Source organism: Candidatus Poriferisocius sp. (assembly GCF_965208475.1).
Lineage (GTDB): Bacteria > Actinomycetota > Acidimicrobiia > Acidimicrobiales > Bin134 > Poriferisocius.
The window spans coordinates 389,331-411,888 of record NZ_OZ242338.1; the positions used below are offsets into that span (position 1 = coordinate 389,331).

The following is a 22,558-nucleotide window of genomic DNA, read 5'->3' on the forward strand; positions in this document are numbered from 1 at the left end:
GGAGTCTTGCGGGTCTACCTTGCGCGCCGTGTCGGCCAGGATCACCTTGACATCCCGCCACGTCAACTCGGCGTTCACGCTGCGCATCAACGCGATCACCCCCGACACCATCGGCGCAGCCGCACTGGTGCCCCCGAAAGTGTCGCGGTATTGGTTCTGACCCATGGGCGCCAAGATCCCCGATTGGCCCGGGCCGCCGTTTGACAGCCCGCACACCCACAGATTGGGGCCTCTCTCGGAGTATTACGCCAACGTCCCCGACGGGCCCACCGCGCACACCGAGATGATGCCGCGAAAGTTGTTGGCCTCCTCGTGGGCCGACCAGTAGCGCGGTTTATCACGATAGAAGCTGCCGTTGCCGGCCGCCTTCACATGGGAGGTTCCCTTGCCGCCGAACCCCTGCTCGAGGCTGGTCTCCAAGGCCCTCTCCCACGCCAAACCATTCATAGCAAACCCAACGCGGGACGTAGCGCCGTAGCTGTGGTTGGCCACCGCCACCGACTCCATGTTGAGCGTCAGCGCCTCGACCGCTCTCGCTTCGGAGTAGTTGTCCAACAGGTTGTAGTTCACCAGCGTGGCCCGGGGCGCGACGCCGCGCCCGCCCACCGCGTTGTCGCGGGCGCCCACAACCCCGGCAACCGCAGTACCGTGATAGGCGCCGCTTCGGGTGGTCTCCGAGGTGAAACCGCCCCAGTTCGTGCTCCGGCTGGTGTCCGCGTTGTCGACGAGGTCCTCGTGGTTCGGATTCCAAGTACGGTCCACCACCGCCACCGTCACCCCGGCCCCCATCGTCGCGGACCACACATCGCCGAGGTTTAGATCGGCCACCGGATCCCTGACCCTCCGCCAAGACCAGGAAGGGGAAATGTCGTCGTACCGGTAGTCGCCAGACGCGTCCAAGTGCCACTGGCAGCTCGACAGCTCATCGGCCCAAAGGCCGGTGTACTTGGTGCAACGCTGCCTAGCAGCCGCCGTCTGCGAGGCATAGTCAGAAGCCTCCACATCCATGGCGACCGGCCCCACCTCGAACGGCGTGAACGTGTTGGGAACCGCAGCCTCGACACCGGGTTCGGCCGACAACGCGTCCGCCAGACGCAGCGACTCCGCGTCCGACACCGTCTTCACCAAGAACCCGTTGGGCAACTCGCCCAGCGGCGACACCCGCCCGGGCGCGACGCCATGGCGGCCCCACACCGCCTCGATGGCCGGCCCGCCCACATGCGAACCGAAAAGCACGTTCACACCGCCCACCAACAGATGCGGCTGCCCGGTGTCGGACACGAACCAGGTGTTCGGCTTCGCCGCCGCACCCGCCCCCGACGCCGAAGCACCCGACGCGTTCCCAACCGCCCCAGGCGCATACGCGCTCGCCGCCGACGACGCCGCCAACGACCGGACCTCGCCCAGCTCTGCCACCTCCGACTCGTCCAACAACCGCAACGGAACCTCGCGGCCACCGTCGATCATCGTCCAAACACCGTCGGCCCCCACCAAATCCAAAACACCCAGCTCCGAAACAGCCTCGCCCAGCCCCGGACCGCCCAAATCATCCCCAGGGGCAAGCCCGTCGCCTAAACCGAACTCCCCGTCATCCCCAGGGGCCGGCCCGTCGCCAGAGCCCCCCTGAGGCGCCTCAACCCCGGCCACAACCGCCCCGCCCCAGGCGGCAAACGCCGACTCGAACTGCGCCGACTCGCCCACCGCCGGCGCGGCGTGCAGCGTCACGCCCAAAAGCGCCAACACCAAACCCCCAGCCCCCAACCGCAGCACCAAATGAGACCTGAGGCCCCGCCGACTCCTCATCGCAAACACCTTAGACCAGCCACAACACCCCTACTCAAAGACTGCCTGGGTTCGCACCCACCTCCCGATCGCTCGCTCGTGGGCACGGCCATAGAGGAGATCGTCCGGTGGACAGCGCCGTCGGTCCACAAGGCCGCATCGCGAATTCAATGACCGGGCAATTGGGCATCCAATGACTGGCTAAAGTCCTTCGTCATGGAGGTCCGGCGACTGGCAGGGGCACTGGGGGCGGAGGTGCTAGGGCTGGATCTGACTGGGGAGATCGACGGCGCTGCATTCGCCGCGGTGCGCGACGCCCTCCATGAGCACGGTGTCATCTGCATCCGCGATCAGGGAGCGATAACCCCTGAAGACCAGCTCGCTTTTGCCGCCCAGTGGGGAGACATCTCAATCCACCCCTATGTGCCGTCGATCGAGGGATATCCGGGGATCATGAAGATCTACGACCCGAATCCCATCACCCAGACTTGGCACTCCGATTCAACCCATATGAGCGACCCACACGCCTACACCCTGCTGCTGGCCCGGGTTTTGCCCGAGGTGGGCGGCGACACGATGTTCGCCAGCGCAGTGAAGGCGTTCGCATCGCTGTCGCCTGGATTCCAGGCCGTGCTCCGCACCCTTTCTGCTGTCCATGAGGGCACCAGCCTGGCCGCCGACGCCGGCTTGGAGCACGAAGCGGTTGTTGCCGTCCACCCCGTGGTGAGGACTCACCCCGACACCGGGGCGGAGGCTCTGTTCGTCAACGACAACTACGTGACCCGGATAGACGGGTGGACACCAGAAGAGAGCCGCCCGCTGCTGGAGCACCTCTACGGGGCAATCGGTCGTTACGAGAACACCTATCGGCATCGCTGGCGCGACGGCGACCTGGTGATTTGGGACAACCGGTCAACCCAGCACGCCGTAGTCGGTGATGTGACCGGCGAAGAGCGAGTGCTCCACCGGGTCACTATCGCCGGAAGCGCCCCTGTCTAGCGGGCTACTCGGTCAAACGGGCCAACCGCTCCAGATGCTCCGCGGTGGTTCCGCCCTGAGATTGGGCTTTCCAGGCTTGGCGGGTATAGGACGCGAGGGGGTGGTCGCGGTAGTAGCCGTCGGCACCGTGAAGTTGGTGGGCGCCGGCTACGACATCCAACAGACCCTCGTTGCTGGTCACCTTGGCCGCTGATACCAAGTAGTCGCGCTGGGGGCCGGGTGGGGCGTTTGATGCCTCCACGGCGGTGAGTTCCATTGCTTCGGCTGCCAAAGCCATGTCCACAAACCGATGGCGCGCCACTTGGAAATTTCCCACCTGCTGCCCATACAGAGGTCGCCCAAGGGCATCGTGGGCGGTTATTGCGATGATCTTGCGGGCGTCAGTCGCCATGTCAGCGCAGGCATCGACGACGCTGTCGTTGCCGGTGGCAAGCAGGGGAGAGCGGGCGGGAGGTCCCTGGTCAAGCAGAGCGGCGGCGATCATGTCTCGGTGGGTCTCGTTGGCACCGACAGAGATGGTTGGATGGATCGCCTCGAGGACGTCGTAGGAAAACGGCGGCCCTTCTTCAAACATCGCAGTCCAGTCGGTTTCGCCCGGTCCGGAACCAGACCGGGCGACCCGAGCGATGTCTTGGAGAAGTTCGGTGGCTGTCACCTTCACCACTGACGCCTCATATCCCACTGGCCGGCCGGCCAACTCGTAGTCGATCAACCGCTGGGAAAAGGCTCTGACCCGAGCGGCAGTGGCATGCAGCCGGGCCCGCTCCCGCGGGGGAACTCCCGCCGGCAGTCGCTCCAACCAGCGTTCTGCCCATCCATAGTGAGCCAGGGAGCCCCGCTCGGCGGTCACCGCGGCCATTGCCTGCGACCAACCCTTGCCGACCTCGCCGAGCACGAAATCGTCGTCGAGTTGAACGCGAAGAAATGCGACCTCACCAAGGGTCCAGCGGTTTATGGTCGGCCTTCGCCGCACCTGTATCCCAGGAGCGTCCAGGGGAACCAGGAACATGGTCATCGAAGATCGGGCGCTTCCCTTGGGGTCGGTCACCGCCAGCACGACGGCCACATCGGCTTTGTGGGCCCCGGTCACATGCGACTTGACGCCGGACAACTCCCACCCCCCGGCGACCCGCGTGGCGGTAGTGGAGATGGCGGCCAGGTCGTTGCCGGCACCGGCCTCGCTGTAGGCGATGGCGCCCAGCATCTCGCCCTCGACCATGGGGCTCAGCCAACGGTTTTTTTGGGCTCGGGTGCCGAAGCGGGAGAGCACGAATCCGCACAGCGTCACGCCGGTGTCGATGGAAGGCGCACCGTGGTAGGCGGCCTCTAGGTCGTACACATGCTTCCAGGCCCGAGACTTGCCGAGGCCGCCGTCGCCTTTTGGCAGGGAGACGGCCAGCATCCCCCGGCGTGCGGCCTCCCTCTGGTGCCGGCGCTCGAAGGCCCGGTCTAAGCCGGTGAGGTCGGAGGGATCGACATGGTCGGCTGTCTTGTCGGGGGCCATCTCGGCACCCAGGAAGTCCCGGACATCACGGCGCCATTGGGCCAACTCTGGGCATAGTCGGAGCTCGGTCAGCCGCATCGGCCGGAAATCAGCAGTCGGCGCAGTGGCCGTGTAGGTCGAGGCTGTGATGGATGGGGGTGAACCCGGATCGGGAAGCGACATCGGCCAAGCTCTGGTCGACGAGGCGCTCGACATCGCTTTCGATGCGAATGTCCTCGATAGTGCCGCAGCTAATGCAGATCAGGTGGTGGTGGTGGTCTAGCAGCGGCTCGGCCAGCTCGAAGTAGGCATGATCGCCTCCAGCGCTGATGCGGCGGATGACCCCGCAGCGAACCAGTACATCCAGGTTGCGGTACACCGAGCTCTGGGCCAGCTCCGGATCGGCGCCCACGATGTCGGGCAGCGTCATCGGCTGGCCTGCCCGGGCCAGCACTTCAACGAGCTGTCTCCGCCCGCTGGTATAGCGGTGCTCTTGCCGGTCCAACCTGACGCCGACCTGGAGGTGGATCTCGGAAAGGGGGTCCTTGTTGTGAGGCGCGGGGGCGGGCGAGGCAGTCATTTGACCTCAGTATCTCACCAGATGCTTGCGAATGGCACTCATTCCCAAATACAGTAACGAGAGTGAGAACGATTACTGATATCAACAAGCCAGTCGGCGGGTTCATTCTCGTGGTGGCCGTATTGGCCCTGATCGTTTCGGGGTGTGGCAATGACGACGACGAAGCGGGCGGCGGCTTGCCGACGGTGATGGCCACCACCTCCATTTGGGCCGATGTGGTGGCCAATGTGGCCTGCGACGGCCTGGCCGATGTGATCACGCTCATTCCCCCTGGCGGGGACCCTCACGCCTTCCAGCCTTCCTTGCAGGATCGGGGCCGGATGGAGGCAGCCGTCATGATCGTGGCCAATGGCCTCGACTTGGAAGAGGGTTTGGAGGACACCATTGATGCAGTGGAGGAAGCAGGCACCCCGGTGTTCCACATGGCCGATCACATCGCAACCATCGGTTTCGCCCCCGGCATGGAATTGGAGCACCACGACGAGGAAGAGGAAGAAGAGGAAGAGGAAGAAGAGGAACATGGCCACGGGGCAGAGGACCCCCACGTGTGGTTCGATCCGATTCGCGTTGCCGATGCCCTTCCCGCCCTCAGCGGGGCCCTGGCCTCAGAGGCTGGCCTGGACTCCGCTGCGCTAGATGCCTGCGTATCGGAATACCGGGGCGAGTTGATGGCGCTGGACGCGGAGATCGATGAAATCCTGACACCGCTGTCCCATGAGGAGCGCCTCCTGGTCACCAACCACGACGCCCTCGGCTATTTCGCCGACCGGTACCAATTCGAGTTGGTCGGGACGGTGATTCCCGGGGGTTCCTCCGTTGGGGCGGCCAATCCGGCCGAACTCCAAGAGCTCATCGGATTGATTGGCCAGACCGGGGTTACCGCCATATTCGCCGAGTCCTCCCACAGCTCTCAAGATGCCGAGGCCCTGGGCCGGGAAGCCGATGTGCAGGTGGTGACCCTGGACACCGGATCGCTGGGCCCGGCGGGGAGCGATTCGGACACCTACATCAGCTACCTGCGCAGCAATGCCCAGAAGATTGCCGAGGGGCTGGGCTGACCGGGCATCCGGAGAGATTGACCTAGAGTTCGGGGGATGGAGTTTCTGACCAGTCCGGGCGACTGGTGGGTCGATCCCTTCATAGACAACATCTTCATGCGCAACGCCCTGTGGTCGGGGCTGCTGGCCGTGCTGGCCACCTCCACGGTGGGAACCTGGGTGGTCCTTCGGGGGATGAGCTTCTTCGGCGAGGCACTGGCCCACGGAGTGCTGCCCGGCCTGGCCATCGCCTTCATCGTAGGGGGCGACACCACGATTGGGGCGCTGATCGCCGCGTTGGTCATGGTCTCGGGGATCAACCTCATACGGAACTATTCGCCGCTGCCCGACGACAGCTCCATCGGATTGCTCTACGTGGGGTTCTTGGCCCTGGCGGTGGTGATCATGTCCAGCAGTTCGGGGGCGTATTCCGGCGACCTCACGCGGTTCCTGTTCGGCTCCATCACCGGGGTGACCAACAGCGACCTCATTCGCCAATTGATCATCGCTGGAATCGTGTTGCTGGGAGTCGTGCTTCTGCACCGGGCGTTTCTGGTGATGACCTTCGACGAGGTCCAAGCCCGTCTTATGGGGCTGCGGCCCCGCCTAGCCCACGCCGCCTTGCTGGCGCTGTTGGCCATCTCCATCGTGGCGTCGTTCCAGGCCGTCGGGAACCTGTTGGTGTTCGCCTTTTTGGTCGCCCCACCGTCCACCGCGGCCATGCTGGTTCGCCGAATTCCCTACATCATGATCACCGCGGCGGTCCTTGGCTCGGTCGCCGTGGTGGTCGGCCTGCTCATCAGCTACCACCACGACACCGCGGCCGGCGCCACCATGGCCCTGGGCACGGTGGCGATGTTCTTGGTCGCGCTGGTGATCCGGTCTTTCTCCGGGGCCTACAACGTTAGGATGGCCACCTAGCCCAACAGCAGGGTGGCGGTTCCGGCCAGGACAGGATGAGTGCCGTCGCGGGCCAGCCAGATCTCACACTCCACGGTGCCGTCATCATCCACTGAGGTGACGGTACCGCCGGCCTCCAAGCGGTCATGGGCGAAGACGTTGTCCAAGAAGCGCACCCGCATCCGCTGGATGCGCTCAGTGCCCCCGGCCCAATCGCCCAGCATGTTCATGACATAGGCCATGTTGTTGGGCCCCTGGTTCACCGGTTGATCGCCCATGCCCAGATCCTTAACCGTTTCGACATGCCAGTGGATGGGGTTGGGGTCGCCCAGCAGGGCGGCCATGGTCTTCATCTTCTCGGCGTCCACCGATTCGATCACCAGCCGGGGGAGCTCATCGCCCACTGCTGGGGTTGGTGCTGGGCTCACGCCGACCTCCTGGGATAGACGAAGGAGTTGGTAACCACGCCCGACACTTCGCCGTCGGGGGCCACAACCTCCAGCCGGAAGCCCACGATGTCGAAGGTGCCGGTGCGGGCCCCCTGCTTGCGCACCGCACTGGTTATCTCGCCCCGAACGGTGTAGGTGGTGCCGATCTGAAGAGGCCGGATCTGTTGCAGGTCGGACTCGCCGAACATGGGGCCGTCGTCGGCCGAGGCCGAGCACAAGGTGAACATCTCTTCGATGGTGAGGCCCATTCCGGCCATGGCGCCGTAGTAGCAGAACATGGGATGGGCGACGCCGTCGGTGCGCTGGGGGGCGCCCACCACGTCGTTGGTCAACCACATCCGCCACGGCTCTACGGTGTAGGTCCCTCCGGGCAAGGGCCGGCCCACCAGGGCTTCTAGCTCTTCGATGGTCGGGGTTGGCATTGCCGAGCTCATCGGGTCACCACCGGCAGGCCGCGGGGATGGCCGGATGGTCGGGGGCGGGGTACTTGCGGTGCAGGGGCTGCACCACCTCCTCGCCGAAGCGCTGGATCTGCTCCCGGGTGGCCTCGAAGGAGGGGCCGGTGACCATGCGGAACTGAACGGTGAAGTACTGCACGCCCAGCTCCTCGTGGTATTGCTCCAAGCGCTCCCGGCACTGGGCGGGGGTGCCCACCACGATGTGCTCGCGGGCCGACTCGGTGGTGATCTTCTCCGGGGAGTCGAACTCGGGATGGTGGGCCAGGATTCCCTGCTCGCAGTAGAAGCGCATCTCGGGCACGTAGTGGCTGCCGTACTGCTCGGCGGCCTGCTCGAAGGTGTCGGCCACCCATGCTTTGCGCATCAAGACGATGAACGGCTCTTTTCCGTGCTCGATGGCTTTGGCCCGGTAGGCGCCGGCCTGCTGGTCCCAGACTTCTTTGAGGATGGGGAAGTCGTCGCATGTCCACGACTCGGCGTAGACCCCGCACCGCTCGATGGCCGCAGGGAGCTGGCCGCCTCCCCAGAACGGGAACCGGGGCTGCTGGTAGGAGTTGGGGGAGAGCAGGCCATCGTGTACCTCATAGAAGTCGCCGTCGTGGCTGAACCGCTCGCCCTTGGATTGCAGCGCCTTGTCGATGACGGCCACGTTCTCCAGGTAGCGGCCCAGCATCCGCTCAGACGGAACCCCGAACTGCCCCCAGTAGCCGGCATGGAAGCCCCGGCCCCAGGTCATGTACAGCCGGCCCCTGGAGATGTTGTCGATGATGGCGCACTGCTCGGCTATCAGCATGGGGTGGTAGAGGGTGTTGACCAGGCAGTAGGAGCCGATGGCCACCCGGTTGGTCTCCCGGGCCAGGATCATCAGCAAGTTCAGCGGCGAGCCGAAATACGACTCGGTGCGGCCATGGCGGTCGGGCACCTGAATGGAGTGGAAACCGGACTGCTCAGCGAGGATGCCCTCCTCGATCATGGCGTCGAGGGCGCCGGCTGCGTTTTGGGGTTCGGGCAGGGGCTGGTCGTAGTACCCGTGGTTGGTGTCGATCAGATAGCCGATGCGCAAGATGGACTCGCTTTCTGGGAACAGGAAGTCTATTGGGGTAGAAGCTAGTAGCCGCCGCGGGGTAGGCATACGCTGAGCCGCCGGGAACCAGAGTCGGGCAAAGGAGCGCACTGTGGCCATTCACACTGAGACCGATGAGCAGGGCATCGCGGTTGTCACCATGGACAATCCGCCGGTGAACGCCCTCAACATTGCCGACACCTACCGGCTGGCCGAGGTCTTCCGGGGCTTCAAATCCGACTCCGACGTGCGGGCCGTCATCCTCACCGCGGTGGGCCGGGGGTTCAACGCCGGGGTCGACATCAAAGAGATGCAGGCCATGGAGGGCTTCGAGGGGGTATTGGGCACTGGCGATGCCTGCTATGAGGCCTTCGGCGCGGTGTACGACTGCGCGGTGCCGGTTATCGCCGCGGTGCAGGACTTCTGCTTGGGACTGGGCATCGGCCTCGCGGGCAACTGCGATTTGGTGGTGGCCGCCGAGGGAGTCAAGTTCTCCATGCCCGAGGTGGACAATGGCGCCCTGGGGGCTGCCACCCACACCGCTCGGCTGGTGCCCGAGAAGGTGATGCGCTGGATGATGTACAGCTGTGAGCCGGTTGCCGCCGAGGATCTGCACCGGTGGGGCACGGTGCTGAGCGTGGTGCCGGGCGATCAGCTCATTGACGAGGCCCGCCGGGTGGCCGGAGTGATCGCGGCCAAACCGCCCGGAGTGATCCGCAAGGCCAAATGGTCGATCAACGGGATCGATCCGGTGGATGTACACCGCAGTTACCGTTTCGAGCAGGGGTTCACCTATGAGCTGAACCTCATGGGAGAAGGCGAAAAAGCCCGGGAGGCATTCGTCCGGGGCGAGCGCGAATCCAACAAGGCCGCGCAGCAGAGTGGAGGCTGAAAGGGCGTTCGACACCGTCATCGTGGGAGGGGGCTCGGCGGGGTCGGTGTTGGCTTCGCGACTTTCGGAGGATCCCGCCCGACGGGTGTTGCTCCTAGAAGCCGGTCCCGACCACGGCACTCGGCTGCCTCCAGAACTGGCCGACATCACCGTGTCGTCCCATCCCCGCCACGACTGGGGCGACGAGGTGAGGTTGCCCGGGGGGCGAACGCAGCCCTATCCCCGGGGGCGGGTGATCGGGGGCAGCTCCGCGGTCAACGGCGGCATCGCAGTCAGGGCCATGCCGGCTGATTTCGATGGCTGGGGGTTTGACGAATGGCGCTGGGAGGCGGTGCTGGGCAGCTTTCGGCGACTGGAGTCCGATCCCGACGGCGACCACAGATGGCATGGCCGCGATGGCCCATTGCCCATCGTCCGAACACCGGAGGCGGAGCTCAGCCCGGTGCATGCGGTGTTCTATGAGGCTTGCGGCGCAGCGGGCCACGGCTATATCCCCGATCACAACGCTCCTGGCTCGTTTGGCGCTGGTCCACTGCCCCGGAACCGCCGGGGCTTGCAGCGGGTGTCCGCGGCCGACGCCTACCTGACCCCTGAGATCCGAGGCCGTCCCAACCTGGAGGTTCGAGGCAGTTGCCTGGCGCGGGTATTGCGCTGGGGCGGCAATCGGGTAACTGGGGTGGAAACGGTGGTCGGCGGCCAGGAGGAGACAATTCCCGCTGACGAGGTTGTCTTGGCTGCCGGAGTGGTCCAGTCGCCGATGCTGCTGTGGCGCTCCGGTGTCGGCCCAGCTTCAGAGCTGGCCGGAATGGGAGTCCCCGTTGTTGCCGACCGGCCGGGCGTGGGCGCCAACTTCTCCGACCACCCGGCCGTCTACCTGTTCGCGGCGCCCAAACCGGGGATGGTCTCTCCCGGAGATGTCACCATTCAGACATTGCTGCGGTTCACCAGCTCGACGGGTCCGGCCAACGACCTTCAGCTCTTCCCGGTGGGAGCGATCGATCTGTCGGCCAATTCCCGGCGCCGAGCCGAGGCTGGGGGTCTCGACACCGTCTTCGCCTTCAACGCCGCCCTGCAACAGGTGGAGATCCGGGGGTCGGTCCGCCCGGTGTCGGCGAACCCGATAGACCGGCCGGCCATCACCTACCCCTTCTTGGCCCACAGGCCCGATCTCGAGCGCTTGGTTGAGGCCTTCGAACTGGGATTGGAGCTGCTCTCGTCGCCCCCGTACAAGAAGGTGGCCGAGGGCCCGGTCTTCCTGCCCCCAAGCTTGGCACGCGAGGAGTTGTCGGCCCATGTGTTCGCCAACCATGTGGCCTTCTACCACGGGGCAGGCACCTGCGCGATGGGCCATGCCGACGACCGGGCCTCAGTGGTTGGGCCCCGCGGTCAGGTGTGGGGCACCGAGGGGCTGCGGGTCTGCGACGCTTCGATAATGCCGGAGACCCCGAGGGCGAACACCAACCTGAACGTCATCGCCATGGCTGAGCGGATGGCCGAGCTGATCTAGGCGCAATCCTTCAAGCGGCGCGCCGGCCACGGCCCAGGACTTGCTCGGGTGCGGTGTGGTCGAGCCCCAGCGACTCGGCCACCGCCGGCTCGGTGATCTGTCCCCGGCAGACCGACAACCCGGCTCGCAGCCCGGCATCAGACCGCAAAGCCTCCATCGGCCCTTGATCGGCCAGATTGGCCATATAGGGAAGAGTGGCGTTCTCCAAGGCGAAAGTCGACGTTCGGGGGACTGCGCCGGGCATGTTGGCCACGCAGTAGTGGACCACGTCGAAGGCCAGATAGGTGGGTTTGGCGTGGGTGGTGGGCAGGGATGTCTCAATGCAGCCCCCCTGGTCGATGGCGACATCGACGACTGCGGAGCGTGGCCGCATCATCTCCACCATCTCGGCGGTGACCAGACGCGGCGCCCGAGCACCTCGAATGAGCACGGCGCCAATCACCAAGTCGGCGCCGAGTACCGCCTCCTCTAGGGCGCCTCCGCTGGAGTGCAGGGTGTGCAGAGCCGAGCCATAACGCGAGCTCAAGTCCTCCAGCACCGACACGTCGCGGTCGATCACCGTGACATCGGCGCCGAGCCCGATGGCCATCTGCACCGCGTTGCGTCCGACCACACCCCCGCCGATGATCGCCACCTTGGCCGGGGCCACGCCGGGGACACCGCCTAGTAGCACTCCTCGGCCTCCTGCCGAAGACTCCAGGCAGTGGGCCCCGGCCTGGATCGACATCCGTCCCGCAACCTGCGACATGGGGGCCAACAGAGGCAAACCGCCGTTGGGGCCAACCACCGATTCGTAGGCGATGGCCGTGACGCCCCGCTCCATCAGCTCCGCAGTCTGGATCGCGTCGGCCGCAAGGTGCAGATAGGTGAAGAGAACCTGGCCCTCTCCCAGGAGGGCCCGTTCCTCGGCTTGGGGTTCTTTGACCTTGACAATCATCTCGGCCCACTCGAACACCTCTTCAGCCGAATCGGCGACAAGAGAACCGTGGGCGGTGTACTCCTCGTCGGCGAACCCGGCCCCCGAACCGCAACCGCGCTCTACGAGAACCTCGTGGCCCCGGCCGGCGAGCTCGGCGGCGCCGCCGGGAGTCAGAGAGACTCTTCGCTCTTCGTTCTTGATTTCTTTCGGAACCCCAATGCGCATCTGCTGCCTCCGCCGCGATCCCAAGGCTATGGTGACATCTTACTCGCGCCAGAGGTGAATAAATCTTGAAAATAAGTCGCTATAGTGCTTGGAAAAGGATATATTCTTCGATTGTTTCTATAAAGTCGGATAATTTATGGCGCAAGACTTTAGGAGTTCTGCTCTAAGGGTTCTGATGGCATGAGATCTGATGGCATGAGAGGGGAGTGGGCGCGGTGGCGGATTTGGATTCCACAGACCGATCCATCCTCAACGAGCTTCAAGGCGATGCTCGAATGTCCAACGCCGAGTTGGCCGACCGAGTGGGCTTGTCGCCCTCGGCCTGCTATCGCCGGGTCCGCAGGCTAGAGGCCGACGGAGTGATCGCCGACTACGTGATGATCGTCGACCCGCAGGCCATCAACCGCTCTTTGGACGTTTTCGTCGAGATCTCCTTGGAGAGCCAAAGCGAATCATCCCTGCGCCAGTTCGAGAAGGAGGTGGTGGAGTGCCCGGAGGTGATGTCGTGCCATCTGATGGCCGGGGACGCCGACTACCTGCTCCACTTGGCGGTGGCCGACCAGCGGGACTTCGAGAGGATCCACAATCAGCACTTGTCGCGCTTCAGCGGCGTGGGCCGCCTCCGGTCGAGCTTTGCCATCCGCTCTGTATGGGAGACCACCCGCCATGAGCTCTAACTTTGGGCCATGACCGCGGCCGCCCAACACGCCTACGACAACTACGAAGCCTTGGTGGAGGACTATTTCGAGCGGGGGTGGACCGACGGGCTGCCCATCATGGCGCCCACCCCCGAGAAGGTGGCCGCGTTCTTGGCCTGTGCCGGGCTCTCCGGAGATGAGGAGCTGGGCACTGTTCCCACCCGGGAGGTGACCTGCACTGCGGAGCAGGCCGCGGTGAACGCGGTCATGGCCGGCTGCCTGCCGGAGTACTTTCCCGCGGTGGTGGCCGCGGTGCGGGCTCACTTGCATCCCAAGGGCAACTGCCACTCCACCACCGGCACGCTCTCCGGGGCGGCTCAGGTGGTGATCGTCAACGGCCCTGTGCGCAACGAGCTGGGAGTGGCCTCGGGGGCAGGCTGCTTCGGGCCGGGATTCCGGGCCAACGCCACCATCGGCCGGGCGCTGCGCCTGGTGATCCGCAACGTGTGCCGGGGCATACCCGGATTCCTGGATCGGGCCAGCTACTCCACGCCGGCCCGCTACTCCTTCTGCTTCGGGGAGAACGAGGAGGCCTCCGACTGGGCGCCTCTGCATGTGCAGCGGGGACTGGCCCCCGAGCAGAGCGCGGCAACCGTTCACTCGCTGATGAAGATGGTTGAGGCCACTGACTTCACCAGCCGAAGCGCCGAGGGGGTGTGCAACACGCTGGTGTCGAACATCCGGGCCAACGGTATCGCCGGTGACTCTTGGCTGGGCGAGGACGGCAACGTGGTGATCGTGATCGGCCACGAGCACCATCGCTTCTTCATCGCAGAAGGGTGGTCGAAAGCCGACGTCCAGCAGTACCTGTGGCCCCGGCTCAACGCGCCCGCCACCAGCGCATCCGACCGCATGGCCCGCATCGGCAAACCCGAGGGCATCCTGGTCGTGGCCGCCGGAGGCGCCGGCATGGGCGCCAGCTGGCTCTTGTTGCCCCACCTGGCCCTCGCCATCACCGAGCCCATCTCCCAGGCCACCCGCCGCCCGGACGAGCGCCATTAAGGTAATCTGAGAATATGACTGCCCTCATCGGCCTCGACCCCACATCCGGCCCGTTCGACCGCACCGACGACCACGATTTCTCTCCCCGGCCGGCCAGTCTGGACGGGGCGGTGGTCGCCCTCGTGGCCAACGGCCTCGGCGAGGGGGAGATCTTCCTGGATGCCCTGTATGACGAGCTGGCCAAGCTGAGCGATCCGCAAGCCCCGCTGAAGGTGGTGAAGGGCTCGGTGTCGATTCCGCCCGACCCCGGGGATTGGAGCCGGCTTACCGAGGAGGCCACCGTCGCCATAACCGGATTCGGTGGTTGAGGCAGTTGCAGTGCCCGCAGTTTGCGGGACGCAGTGGAGTTGGAGTGGGCCGGCGTTCCCAGCGTCGCCATCGTCCACGAGGAGATGAGGGGCTCAGCCCAGGCCATCGCCCGGGTGAGCGGATGCCCCGATTACGAGTTCCTCACCGTGGACTATCCGTGGATCCCTATCGCCATCTGGTCGAAAGAGGAGTGCCTCGAGCTAGCCGAGATCATGGCCCCCAAGGTCTTGGCCGCGCTGACCGGCCAGAGCTGACCGCTACTTCGCCGCAGCGGGGTTGGTTGAAGAAATAGCCAGCGCCCCGAAAACGCCGACCGCGGCAACCGCCGCGCCGAGCCAAAATGCGCCGGCAAAAGCTGCTCCCGTGCCCTTCTCGCCCACGGCCAGCACCAGAACTTGGACCCCGGCGGCTGTGCCCAGGCTGGTGAGCGTTTGGAACATTCCGGTTGCGGCCCCCAGACGGTCCATCGGGACTGCCCCCACTACCGACACCTGGTACGCCGGCCCGGCCACGCCCAGTCCTCCGCCGGCCAGCGCCAGGCCCACAATTACCAGCACCACAGCGTCGACCAACGCTCCGGCGGCAAAAGACACCATTGCCAAAACCACCATCACGCTTCCCAAACACGACGTCCACCGCTCGCCCCGGGTGGCGGTCAGCCGACCACCCACCGGCGAGCTGAGGCTGAAAGAGATCAGCCGAACAACCAGGAACACAGTGGCCGCCGTCAGCGTGTACCCGTAGCGCTCCTGCAAGAGCTGGGGAGCGAGGATAAACCCGCCCATATAGGCCGCATTGGCCGTGGCCGAGGCCACCGCCGGCCCGGCGAAGTTCCGGCGGTGGAACCACTCAAGCGGGACCATCGGGTGAGACGTGTGCCGCTCGATAGCCGCAAACGCCCAAATGGTTGCCGGCACGAGGGCCAAGAGCACCAACGCCAAAGGGTGGGCGAAGCCCAGGGTGGCCCCTCGGTCCAGAGCCACCATCAAGACGACCACCGCGGACACCAGGCTGAGGGCGCCCGCGATATCGACTGGCTTGGCCTGGCCGGGATGGGAAGGGCGCACCACCATGACCGCGGCGATCAGCCCGATTGCCGCGATGGGCGTGTAGACCGCGAAAATCGCCCTCCAGCCCAACGCGTCCACCAGAGCTCCGCCGGTGACCAAGCCGATGGCCGGGCCTCCCACGGCGGCAAATTGGAACCAGCCCATGGCTCGAGCCCGTTGATTTACCGGGAATGCGGCCATCATTATGGCCATTCCGTTGGGAATCATCATGGCGCCGCCCAGCCCTACCAACGCCCGAAAGCCGATGAAGCTCAAGGCATCCCAGGCCAGCCCGCACACCCCGGTAGCTGCCGTGAACGCCATCAGGCCGAGGATCAGCATCCGCCGATGGCCCCACAAGTCGCCCAGTGTCCCGAATACCGTGGTTCCCGCAGCCAAGCCCAGGAACGGGGCGGAGACCGCCCACGACAGCGTGGCGTTGGTGGTGCCCAGATTCTCCGAGATGTCCGACAGAGAGGCCCCGATGATGGTCATGGTGGAGCCGAACACCACCTGGCCGGCGAGCAGGGTTACCAGCAGCCGCCAGGCATACGCCGCATCGTGCGGCTGTTGATGAGTTGTTGGAGAGCTCAGCCTTTCAGCTCGATCAAGATCTCGTAGTAGGGCTCGGCGCCGGTGTTGACCGCGGCCTCAATGCCGCCTTTGGAGATGAACATGGGCTGGCCGGGGATCACGTCGCCCTCCACCAGGCCGGAGAACTCCCCGGCCGTGTCCGGCTCGAAATCTCCCGCAATCTTGTCGCCCGACACTTGAACGAGCACGTAGTCGTGGTCGTGACGGTGGAGATCGCCCCGCTCGCCAGGGTCAAGGCGCATCTCCCAGATCTTTACCCGATCGTTCTCCATCAGCAGCTTGGTGGCCACATCGCCGAATACTCGTTCGTCGCTCATATGGCGAAGCATAGGCGTGGCCGGGCGCAACCGCAGCGGGCGAGGGCGGATCGCGCGGCGACACCGGTGGGCGGGGCGTGGTAAGCCATCGGGATGGCTGAGGAGCTCAAACACGATTTGCCCGATGGGATGACCGACTGGATCGCCGAGGCGGGAGGCGGTCGTGTCACCCATCTGAAGCGCCACATCGCCCGGCGAGAGGCGTGGGTGGTGGATGTGACCCGCTCCGACGGTTCGGTGGCCGAGTACTTCCTGCGCCTCGACCGTGAGGGCGACGGCAGCGGCACCCATTCGGTGAAGAGCGAGGCCAAAGTGCAGACCGCACTGGTCGAGACCGGCATGAAGGTGCCCGCTATCTGCGGGTGGAATGAAGATCTCCAGGCCGCCCTGCACGAGCGGATGCCCGGGCGGGCCGACTTGGACAACGCCGAGCCCGAAGAGCAGGCCTCGGTGCTCGAGGACTTCATCGGGCAACTGGCCCTGCTCCACTCCCTGGACCCCGACTCGCTGGGACTCGATCACATGCCGGTGCCCACCACGTCGGCGGAGTGCGCGTTGGGCGAGGTGGATTTTGTGGAGCGCTTTCTCGACGGCATGGTGACCGACCCGCTTTACACCTTCTCGCTCCAGTGGATTCGGAACCATGTTCCCGAGCGGCTCGACCGGGTGAGCCTGTTGCAGGGCGACACCGGACCGGCCAATTTCATGTTCCTGAACGGGCGGGTAAGCGCCATCGTCGACTGGGAATGGGCCCATTTCGGAGATCCCATGGAGGACTTCGGCAACATCTGCACACGGGAGTTCTTCTGCCCTTCGACCCCGGACGAGGGTCTTGGCCCGATCTTTCGCCGCTACCAGGAACTGTCCGGTTTCCCGGTACACCTCGACTCGGTGCGCTACTACAGAGTGCAGCAGTTCGTGCGATCAATCGTGTCGCTGGCCCGTATAACCGTGATCAACGATCCCCAGATGCCCAACGGCATGAACTGGGCCTACCGCTACATCTGTGAGCGGGCCACGTGCGAGGCGCTGGCCGACGCAATGGGAATCGAGTTGGAGCGACCCGAGCTTCCCGACGATGAGATGGCCGGCTCGCTGGAAGGAGTCGTCATTGCCAACCTGCGCGATGAGGTGCTGCCCGCGGTGGAGGGCGACTACCCCCGCCACCGCTTGGAGCACGCCACGCTGTTGGTGGAGTGTTTGGATCGCCAGAAGCAGATCGGCCCGCAGCTGGCCGCCATCGAGTTGGATGAGATCGCCGCCCTCATTGGCCGCCGGTCCGACACGCTCGAAGATGGGCTGATGGATCTGGATAAAGCCATCCAAGACCAGGATGCGGGAAATGAGGCCGATGTGCTCCGCTATCTGGCCCGTCGGGCCTGGCGCTTGGAGTATCTCTGGAAGCCAGTGGTGGACTTGTTCCCCGGCCGGACCTTCTCGAGAATCGACTAGCTAGCGACGAGTCATCATCTCGATCGCCTGCACGAGATAGCCGTTGGGGTCGGGTCGTTTGGCTTGGGCGGTCTCAAGCAGGGCGGGGGCGGCGAACCCCTCGAAGTCGTCGTTGCCCAGCTTGGCGATCAGCGCTTGGGCCACATCCACCGGGTCCATGAAGGCGTCAGGCGGCTGGGGAAACGGGTCGTCGTTCCCCGGCTTCGGGGTGGAGAACTCGGTGGCGGTAGAGCCGGGGGTGAACAAATGGGCTCTAACGCCGGTTCCGGCCAAATCGAAATACAGTCCTTCTGTGAACAGATTTAGCGCAGCCTTGGCCGCGGCGTAGGCCCCGGTTCGAAACGCCATCGACTGTGTGCCCATAGACGACACATTCACGATGGCCCCTGAGTCCCGCTCCAGCATGCAGGGCAGAAGAGCCAGGGTGAGCCGAGCCGAACCGGTGAAGTTCACCGCCATCGTCTCGTCCAATTCCTCAGGCGTGAGCCGCTTCATCGACCGCCGCCGAGGGGCGCCCGCGTTGTTCACCAGCACATCGATGGTCCCCATATCAGCCCAGGCCCGTTCGGCAAACGGTGCCACGCTGGCGAGGTCGGCCAGATCCAGCGTCCACCAACAGCCGTCGCCGCCGACGTCTCGCACCGCGCCCAATACCTGTTCGAGCCTGTCGCCCCGGCGGGCGGCCAAGCCCACGTATGCCCCACCCCGGGCCAGTTCAACCGCCAAGGCGGCCCCGATGCCCGAGGAGGCACCGGTGATCAGCACCCTTTGGCCCGACGGATCCCAGCTCATCCTGCGGTGGCCTGGCCGATGCCCGATCCTGCTCCGGCGACCAAGGCCACCCTTACAGAAAATCTCATCATCTTGCTCCTTGGTCCTCTTGCGGTGAATTAAGGCAGCCCGGCGCCGGGAATCTCCACCCGAACGGTCTCTATCCGGGCTTGGCCAAGGCCTTGCACCTCATCAGGATGGGATCCCGGTGCCGTTACCAAGAAGAGCGTGCGCCGGTCGTCTCCTCCCAGCATTACTGCGAAGCAGTTGAGCTCCGTCTCCACCCGGTGGGTGATCTCGCCCCCCTCAAGCACCCTCAGGGCGGCCCGGCCCACCGCATCGGCGTACCAGATGCCTCCCTCGGCGTCGTAGCAGCACCCGTCGGGGATGGTGCCGGGAACCGCAGCCCACAGCCGCCGGTTCTCCAGCCGGCCTTCCGGCCCGATGTCGAACGCGGTGAACTGGCTGGCGAAGCTCTCGCCCACGATGTAGGTGGCGCCGTCGGGGGTGATCACCGCGCCGTTGGGGAATAGCAAGTCGCCGGCCGCAGCCTCAGCCGTACCGTCGGGCTGCACCAATGCCAGGGTGGCGGCGGCCACATCCTCACCGCCGTGCAGGTCGAACCCGAAGTTGCCCACGTAGGCCCGACCCTCGGCATCCACGGTCATGTCGTTGCAGAGCGAAGTGGCGATCCCGGAGATGTCGACATGCTCATGGAGCGCGGTGCCGTCGTAGCGCAGCACCCGGCGGTCGCGCATCGACACCACCAGCAGATCGCCATTGGGCATCCACCCCAGGCCTGAAGGCTGGCCGGGCACCTCGACGATCACCTCGACGGTTCCGTCCAGCGACGCGGCGTTCACGGAGTACTGATAGAAGTCCGAGAACCAGAGCCGGCCATCGTGCCACCGGGGACCCTCGCCGAAATCGATTTCGCCGACGAAGGGCTCAGGGCTGGGAAGCATCTCCATGCCGGGGGACAATAGCGACTGTGAACAGGCGCCCTGTTATAGACCTCACCGATCTGGAACGGTCGTAAGGTGGAGTAGCCATGTTGCACTGGGCGAAGACTCGAGTGGTCAACTCGGTAAGGGGCATGTTCGCCCACGCCGACATGCCGCTGAGGCATACCGGCGACTTTCCCGGCGATCCGGGACTGTGCGGCCCCGATTCAGTGAGCTGGCGGGTGATCGGCGATGTGAGCGTGTTCGTCGGTGGTATCCGGGCGCTGTTGATCCAGGCCGCTCACCCGGAGGTGGTGGCCGGGGTGGACGACCACAGCCGCTATCGAGACGATCCCTTGGGCCGGCTCAGCCGCACATCGTTCTATGTCACATCGGCCACCTACGGCGCCATGCCCGAGGTGGCCGAGGCCGTCGAGCTGGTAAAGACGGCCCACCAAGGCGTGAGCGGCACCTCGCACCGCGGGCAGCCCTACAGCGCATCTACCCCGGAGTTGGCCGCATGGGTTCACAACTCCCTCACCGACTCCTTCTTGGAGGCTTACCAGCGCTTCGGAGGCCGCTTGACCGAAGCAGAAGCCGACCAATTCGTGGTCGAGCAGACGAAGGTGGGGGAGATGCTGGGAGCATCACCCCTGCCGGCAACGGCGTCCGAGTTGAGGACCTGGATATGCGGGCACCCTGCTCTGGCATCCAGTCCGGGGATGCGCGACGCCATCGGATTCCTTCGGAAACCCCCGATTTCCGCGGCCCAGCGGACGGGGTACCAGGTACTGATGAACGGGGCAATCTCCACGATTCCCCGTCGGCTGACCACACTGCTGGGGCTGACGGCCGCCCCTGGCGCCCGAGTGGCCGCCACTGCGCTTATCCTCGGGCTCCGGCGGGTGATGATGAACAGCCCAGCGTGGCAGGCGGCACTGGAGCGGTGCGATGTGGCCTACGATCCCCGGCTCTTCCGCGACAAGCGGGACGGAGTCGTTTAGGGGGCCACCAGCCCGGCCAGGTTGTCGCGCATGATCATCCGGATCTCAGCATCGGACATGCCAACCAGGGATTCCGTGAAGTCCAGCGGTTCGGCCAGGCCCTCGGCGTGGGGCCAGTCGGAGCCGAACAGCACCTGCGAGGCCCCGATGGAGCGGGCCAACTCGGCAATCGGCTCCTCATGGTATGGCGACACGAACACATGGCGGCGGAAGATGTCGCTGGGCTTCTCGGTCAGCGGACCTCGCAGCCACGGCCCGTTGCGGCCCATGCGGTTCATCTTGTTCATGGCGGCCATCAGGTAGTCCACCCACAGGCTGCCGTTCTCCACGCTCATCACCCGCACGTTGGGGAATGCCGTGAAAAGGTTGGCGTAGATCAGGGCGGCGATCGTCTCCATGATGGGGCGGTCGCCGTAGAAGCAGGTCCACTGCAAGGCCGATTGCCGGTGCGAGGGGGGATTGGGCGCCTCTCCCCAGTGTACCGACATCGACTGGTTGTAGCCCGACTCGCCGATGTGGAATCCGACCACTGCCCGGGCCTCGTTGATCCGAGCCCAGAACGGGTCGAAGACCGGGTCGGCGAGGTTGCGGCCGCCGGCCGGTCCGGGGCGCAGGGACACGATTCGAGCCCCTCTGTCAAGCGCCCACTCCAACTCCGCTGCCGCCCGGTCGGGATCCACCAGCGACAGCAGGGGAGGGGCGTGGATGCGCCCGTCCCGGTTGAGGCCCCATTCGTCGTCCAACCAGCGGTTGAAGGCCCTCAGGTTGGCGTACAGCAAGTCGGGGTCGTCCACCATGAAGTGCTCCACGCACACCGCCAGCGTGGGGAACAGCACCGCGGCTTCCACGCCCTGATCGTCGAGAACCTCGACCCGGGCGGCCCGCGTCACGTATTCGGGGCGGTGGGGCTCGGACACCTGACTGCTCTTGACCGCGCTGCCCCCACCCTGGCCCTGCTTCATGGCCTGGAGCATCTCCCGGAGCATTCCCGGCTTGGGAGCGGTGTCGAAGCTGCGGTGTTCCAAGAAGGTGAACCGCTGGTCGCCGATGTAGACATCCTCGGCGCCGTCGGGCTCGATGACAGGCCGCACTGCCCGGTCGGCGAAGGCAGGGTCGATGTATCGGGTGAAGGCGTCTCGGGGCTCGTAGTAGTGATTGTCGGCGTCGAACACCCGATATCCCATATCCATGGGCACAGGTTAGGGCGGCATGAGGATGGCAAGTAGGGTGGCGCCGGCAAGCACCGCCCGATCAATGAAGGAGAAACCGAGATGGGACGGCTGGACGGAAAAGTTGCGATCATCACCGGGGCTGCTCGGGGGCAAGGTGAGGCCGAGGCCCGGCTGTTCGCCTCAGAGGGCGCCAAAGTGGTGCTGGGGGACGTCCTAGACGAAGACGGCGAGCAGGTGGCTGCCAGCATTGGCGAGAATGCCCGCTACGTACACCTCGACGTGTCCCGGGAGTCCGATTGGGGCGCAGCGCTGGACGCCGCCGCCGACATGGGACCGCTGACGGTTCTGGTCAACAACGCGGCCATCCTCAGGCCGGCTGCCATTGAGGCAACCACCCTTGAGGACTACATGGCGGTCATCAACGTCAATCAGGTGGGCACCTTTTTGGGCATGAGGGCGGCACTTGAGCCCATGAAGATGGCCGGCGGGGGCTCCATCGTGAACATCAGCTCCATCGACGGCCAGCAGTCCAAGAACGGCCTCATCAGCTACACCGCCTCGAAATTCGCCATCCGGGGCATGACCAAGACGGCGGCCATCGAGTGGGGCCGGTTCGACATCAGGGTCAACTCCATTCACCCCGGCGGGGTGAACACTCCTATGGGCAATCCGATGAATGATCCTCGGGCGGAGAAAGAGCCCTACATCTTCCAGGCCATTCCCCGAGTCGGCGAACCCATCGAGATCGCCTGCGCCGCCCTTTTCCTGGCCAGCGACGAGGCGTCGTACGTAACCGGCGCCGAGTTGAACGTGGACGGCGGATGGCGAGCCGGGGTGGTCACCCCCGGCCTGCCCGGCACCGACCATGTGGTCGAGTACGGGTACAGCCCCGGATAATCGGCGCCCGGCGCCCGCACACCCTTGAGCGAAAAACCCCTCTGGGAAGCCCCTA

The 22,558-nt window shown here is 65.4% G+C and carries 22 protein-coding genes and 1 pseudogene; 11 read left to right on the forward strand and 12 right to left on the reverse strand.

The window, feature by feature from the left end; all coding sequences use genetic code 11:
• Positions 1–9: 9 nt before the first annotated feature.
• Positions 10–1,803, reverse strand: a pseudogene (locus ACOGXA_RS01835) (S8 family serine peptidase); the annotation flags it as partial.
• Positions 1,804–1,998: 195 nt separating this feature from the next.
• Here ACOGXA_RS01835 and ACOGXA_RS01840 point away from each other — a divergent pair.
• Complete coding sequence (locus ACOGXA_RS01840; RefSeq protein WP_419925584.1) at positions 1,999–2,781, forward strand: TauD/TfdA dioxygenase family protein; 783 nt, start codon at positions 1,999–2,001, stop codon at positions 2,779–2,781.
• Positions 2,782–2,785: 4 nt separating this feature from the next.
• Here ACOGXA_RS01840 and ACOGXA_RS01845 read toward each other — a convergent pair whose 3' ends face one another.
• Both ACOGXA_RS01845 and ACOGXA_RS01850 read right to left on the reverse strand, forming a co-directional pair.
• Positions 2,786–4,363 carry an acyl-CoA dehydrogenase family protein gene (locus ACOGXA_RS01845; RefSeq protein ID WP_419925585.1) on the reverse strand — a complete coding sequence of 526 codons (1,578 nt, stop codon included), beginning with the start codon at positions 4,361–4,363 and terminating at the stop codon, positions 2,786–2,788.
• Positions 4,364–4,373: 10 nt separating this feature from the next.
• A complete protein-coding gene (locus tag ACOGXA_RS01850; RefSeq protein ID WP_419925586.1) occupies positions 4,374–4,844 on the reverse strand; it encodes a Fur family transcriptional regulator in 471 nt (156 codons plus the stop codon).
• Between the two features lie 62 nt (positions 4,845–4,906).
• Here ACOGXA_RS01850 and ACOGXA_RS01855 point away from each other — a divergent pair, with 62 nt between their 5' ends.
• The gene (locus ACOGXA_RS01855) at positions 4,907–5,902 is read left to right on the forward strand and encodes a metal ABC transporter substrate-binding protein (protein WP_419925587.1); all 996 of its coding nucleotides are present in this window, start codon (positions 4,907–4,909) and stop codon (positions 5,900–5,902) included.
• Between the two features lie 36 nt (positions 5,903–5,938).
• Positions 5,939–6,802 carry a metal ABC transporter permease gene (locus ACOGXA_RS01860; RefSeq protein WP_419925588.1) on the forward strand — a complete coding sequence of 288 codons (864 nt, stop codon included), beginning with the start codon at positions 5,939–5,941 and terminating at the stop codon, positions 6,800–6,802.
• On the opposite strand, the gene ACOGXA_RS01865 is transcribed toward ACOGXA_RS01860, so the two are convergent.
• Genes ACOGXA_RS01865 through ACOGXA_RS01875 form a run of 3 tightly spaced genes read right to left on the reverse strand, consistent with a single transcriptional unit; the run spans position 6,799 to position 8,820 of the window.
• Positions 6,799–7,209: a MaoC family dehydratase gene (locus ACOGXA_RS01865; RefSeq protein ID WP_419925589.1), complete on the reverse strand. Its 411-nt coding sequence runs from the start codon at positions 7,207–7,209 to the stop codon at positions 6,799–6,801. The genes ACOGXA_RS01860 and ACOGXA_RS01865 overlap by 4 nt on opposite strands.
• Entirely contained in the window at positions 7,206–7,652 is a 447-nt protein-coding gene (locus ACOGXA_RS01870; protein ID WP_419925590.1) for a hypothetical protein, read from the reverse strand. Before ACOGXA_RS01870 ends, ACOGXA_RS01865 begins: the two co-directional genes overlap by 4 nt.
• A gap of 16 nt (positions 7,653–7,668) precedes the next feature.
• Entirely contained in the window at positions 7,669–8,820 is a 1,152-nt protein-coding gene (locus ACOGXA_RS01875) for an LLM class flavin-dependent oxidoreductase (RefSeq protein WP_419925591.1), read from the reverse strand.
• Between the two features lie 43 nt (positions 8,821–8,863).
• On the opposite strand from ACOGXA_RS01875, the gene ACOGXA_RS01880 reads away from it, so the two are divergent.
• Both ACOGXA_RS01880 and ACOGXA_RS01885 read left to right on the forward strand, forming a co-directional pair.
• Positions 8,864–9,643 carry an enoyl-CoA hydratase family protein gene (locus ACOGXA_RS01880; protein WP_419925592.1) on the forward strand — a complete coding sequence of 260 codons (780 nt, stop codon included), beginning with the start codon at positions 8,864–8,866 and terminating at the stop codon, positions 9,641–9,643.
• Complete coding sequence (locus tag ACOGXA_RS01885; protein WP_419925593.1) at positions 9,633–11,150, forward strand: GMC family oxidoreductase; 1,518 nt, start codon at positions 9,633–9,635, stop codon at positions 11,148–11,150. The genes ACOGXA_RS01880 and ACOGXA_RS01885 overlap by 11 nt, the downstream gene beginning before the upstream one ends.
• A 10-nt stretch (positions 11,151–11,160) precedes the next feature.
• On the opposite strand, the gene ald is transcribed toward ACOGXA_RS01885, so the two are convergent.
• A complete protein-coding gene (gene ald / locus ACOGXA_RS01890; RefSeq protein ID WP_419925594.1) occupies positions 11,161–12,294 on the reverse strand; it encodes an alanine dehydrogenase in 1,134 nt (377 codons plus the stop codon).
• Between the two features lie 215 nt (positions 12,295–12,509).
• Between ald and ACOGXA_RS01895 the strand changes: the two genes are divergently transcribed.
• The 3 genes from ACOGXA_RS01895 to ACOGXA_RS01905 are packed head-to-tail and all read left to right on the forward strand — an operon-like array spanning position 12,510 to position 14,557.
• Positions 12,510–12,971 carry an Lrp/AsnC family transcriptional regulator gene (locus ACOGXA_RS01895; protein ID WP_419925595.1) on the forward strand — a complete coding sequence of 154 codons (462 nt, stop codon included), beginning with the start codon at positions 12,510–12,512 and terminating at the stop codon, positions 12,969–12,971.
• 9 nt (positions 12,972–12,980) lie between these two features.
• Positions 12,981–13,994, forward strand: a complete 1,014-nt coding sequence (locus tag ACOGXA_RS01900) for a hypothetical protein (RefSeq protein WP_419925596.1) — start codon at positions 12,981–12,983, stop codon at positions 13,992–13,994.
• A 14-nt stretch (positions 13,995–14,008) separates the two neighbouring features.
• Positions 14,009–14,557, forward strand: a complete 549-nt coding sequence (locus ACOGXA_RS01905) for a UGSC family (seleno)protein (protein ID WP_419925597.1) — start codon at positions 14,009–14,011, stop codon at positions 14,555–14,557.
• 3 nt (positions 14,558–14,560) lie between these two features.
• Here ACOGXA_RS01905 and ACOGXA_RS01910 read toward each other — a convergent pair whose 3' ends face one another.
• On the reverse strand, positions 14,561–15,865 hold the full coding sequence (locus tag ACOGXA_RS01910; protein WP_419925598.1) for an MFS transporter: 1,305 nt from the start codon (positions 15,863–15,865) through the stop codon (positions 14,561–14,563).
• A gap of 77 nt (positions 15,866–15,942) precedes the next feature.
• The gene (locus ACOGXA_RS01915; protein ID WP_419925599.1) at positions 15,943–16,263 is read right to left on the reverse strand and encodes a hypothetical protein; all 321 of its coding nucleotides are present in this window, start codon (positions 16,261–16,263) and stop codon (positions 15,943–15,945) included.
• A 93-nt stretch (positions 16,264–16,356) separates the two neighbouring features.
• Between ACOGXA_RS01915 and ACOGXA_RS01920 the strand changes: the two genes are divergently transcribed.
• Positions 16,357–17,715 carry a phosphotransferase family protein gene (locus ACOGXA_RS01920; RefSeq protein ID WP_419925600.1) on the forward strand — a complete coding sequence of 453 codons (1,359 nt, stop codon included), beginning with the start codon at positions 16,357–16,359 and terminating at the stop codon, positions 17,713–17,715.
• Here ACOGXA_RS01920 and ACOGXA_RS01925 read toward each other — a convergent pair whose 3' ends face one another.
• Positions 17,716–18,507, reverse strand: a complete 792-nt coding sequence (locus ACOGXA_RS01925) for an SDR family NAD(P)-dependent oxidoreductase (RefSeq protein ID WP_419925601.1) — start codon at positions 18,505–18,507, stop codon at positions 17,716–17,718.
• A gap of 98 nt (positions 18,508–18,605) precedes the next feature.
• Entirely contained in the window at positions 18,606–19,451 is an 846-nt protein-coding gene (locus ACOGXA_RS01930; RefSeq protein WP_419927028.1) for an SMP-30/gluconolactonase/LRE family protein, read from the reverse strand.
• 86 nt (positions 19,452–19,537) lie between these two features.
• Between ACOGXA_RS01930 and ACOGXA_RS01935 the strand changes: the two genes are divergently transcribed.
• Positions 19,538–20,434 carry an oxygenase MpaB family protein gene (locus ACOGXA_RS01935; RefSeq protein WP_419925602.1) on the forward strand — a complete coding sequence of 299 codons (897 nt, stop codon included), beginning with the start codon at positions 19,538–19,540 and terminating at the stop codon, positions 20,432–20,434.
• Here the strand turns inward: ACOGXA_RS01935 and ACOGXA_RS01940 are convergent.
• The gene (locus ACOGXA_RS01940) at positions 20,431–21,624 is read right to left on the reverse strand and encodes an amidohydrolase family protein (RefSeq protein ID WP_419925603.1); all 1,194 of its coding nucleotides are present in this window, start codon (positions 21,622–21,624) and stop codon (positions 20,431–20,433) included. The genes ACOGXA_RS01935 and ACOGXA_RS01940 overlap by 4 nt on opposite strands.
• Positions 21,625–21,705: 81 nt before the next feature.
• Here ACOGXA_RS01940 and ACOGXA_RS01945 point away from each other — a divergent pair, with 81 nt between their 5' ends.
• On the forward strand, positions 21,706–22,503 hold the full coding sequence (locus ACOGXA_RS01945; protein ID WP_419925604.1) for a glucose 1-dehydrogenase: 798 nt from the start codon (positions 21,706–21,708) through the stop codon (positions 22,501–22,503).
• Positions 22,504–22,558: the final 55 nt, after the last annotated feature.

Bases quoted from the DNA above. Each gene is read 5' to 3' on its own strand.
- ACOGXA_RS01840 (WP_419925584.1), top strand. From the start codon at position 1,999: ATGGAGGTCCGGCGACTGGCAGGGGCACTGGGGGCGGAGGTGCTAGGG.
- ACOGXA_RS01845 (WP_419925585.1), bottom strand. From the start codon at position 4,363: ATGCGGCTGACCGAGCTCCGACTATGCCCAGAGTTGGCCCAATGGCGC.
- ACOGXA_RS01850 (WP_419925586.1), bottom strand. From the start codon at position 4,844: ATGACTGCCTCGCCCGCCCCCGCGCCTCACAACAAGGACCCCCTTTCC.
- ACOGXA_RS01860 (WP_419925588.1), top strand. From the start codon at position 5,939: ATGGAGTTTCTGACCAGTCCGGGCGACTGGTGGGTCGATCCCTTCATA.
- ACOGXA_RS01870 (WP_419925590.1), bottom strand. From the start codon at position 7,652: ATGCCAACCCCGACCATCGAAGAGCTAGAAGCCCTGGTGGGCCGGCCC.
- ACOGXA_RS01875 (WP_419925591.1), bottom strand. From the start codon at position 8,820: ATGCCTACCCCGCGGCGGCTACTAGCTTCTACCCCAATAGACTTCCTG.
- ald (WP_419925594.1), bottom strand. From the start codon at position 12,294: ATGCGCATTGGGGTTCCGAAAGAAATCAAGAACGAAGAGCGAAGAGTC.
- ACOGXA_RS01900 (WP_419925596.1), top strand. From the start codon at position 12,981: ATGACCGCGGCCGCCCAACACGCCTACGACAACTACGAAGCCTTGGTG.
- ACOGXA_RS01915 (WP_419925599.1), bottom strand. From the start codon at position 16,263: ATGAGCGACGAACGAGTATTCGGCGATGTGGCCACCAAGCTGCTGATG.
- ACOGXA_RS01920 (WP_419925600.1), top strand. From the start codon at position 16,357: ATGGCTGAGGAGCTCAAACACGATTTGCCCGATGGGATGACCGACTGG.
- ACOGXA_RS01925 (WP_419925601.1), bottom strand. From the start codon at position 18,507: ATGAGCTGGGATCCGTCGGGCCAAAGGGTGCTGATCACCGGTGCCTCC.
- ACOGXA_RS01930 (WP_419927028.1), bottom strand. From the start codon at position 19,451: ATGCTTCCCAGCCCTGAGCCCTTCGTCGGCGAAATCGATTTCGGCGAG.
- ACOGXA_RS01935 (WP_419925602.1), top strand. From the start codon at position 19,538: ATGTTGCACTGGGCGAAGACTCGAGTGGTCAACTCGGTAAGGGGCATG.
- ACOGXA_RS01940 (WP_419925603.1), bottom strand. From the start codon at position 21,624: ATGGATATGGGATATCGGGTGTTCGACGCCGACAATCACTACTACGAG.
- ACOGXA_RS01945 (WP_419925604.1), top strand. From the start codon at position 21,706: ATGGGACGGCTGGACGGAAAAGTTGCGATCATCACCGGGGCTGCTCGG.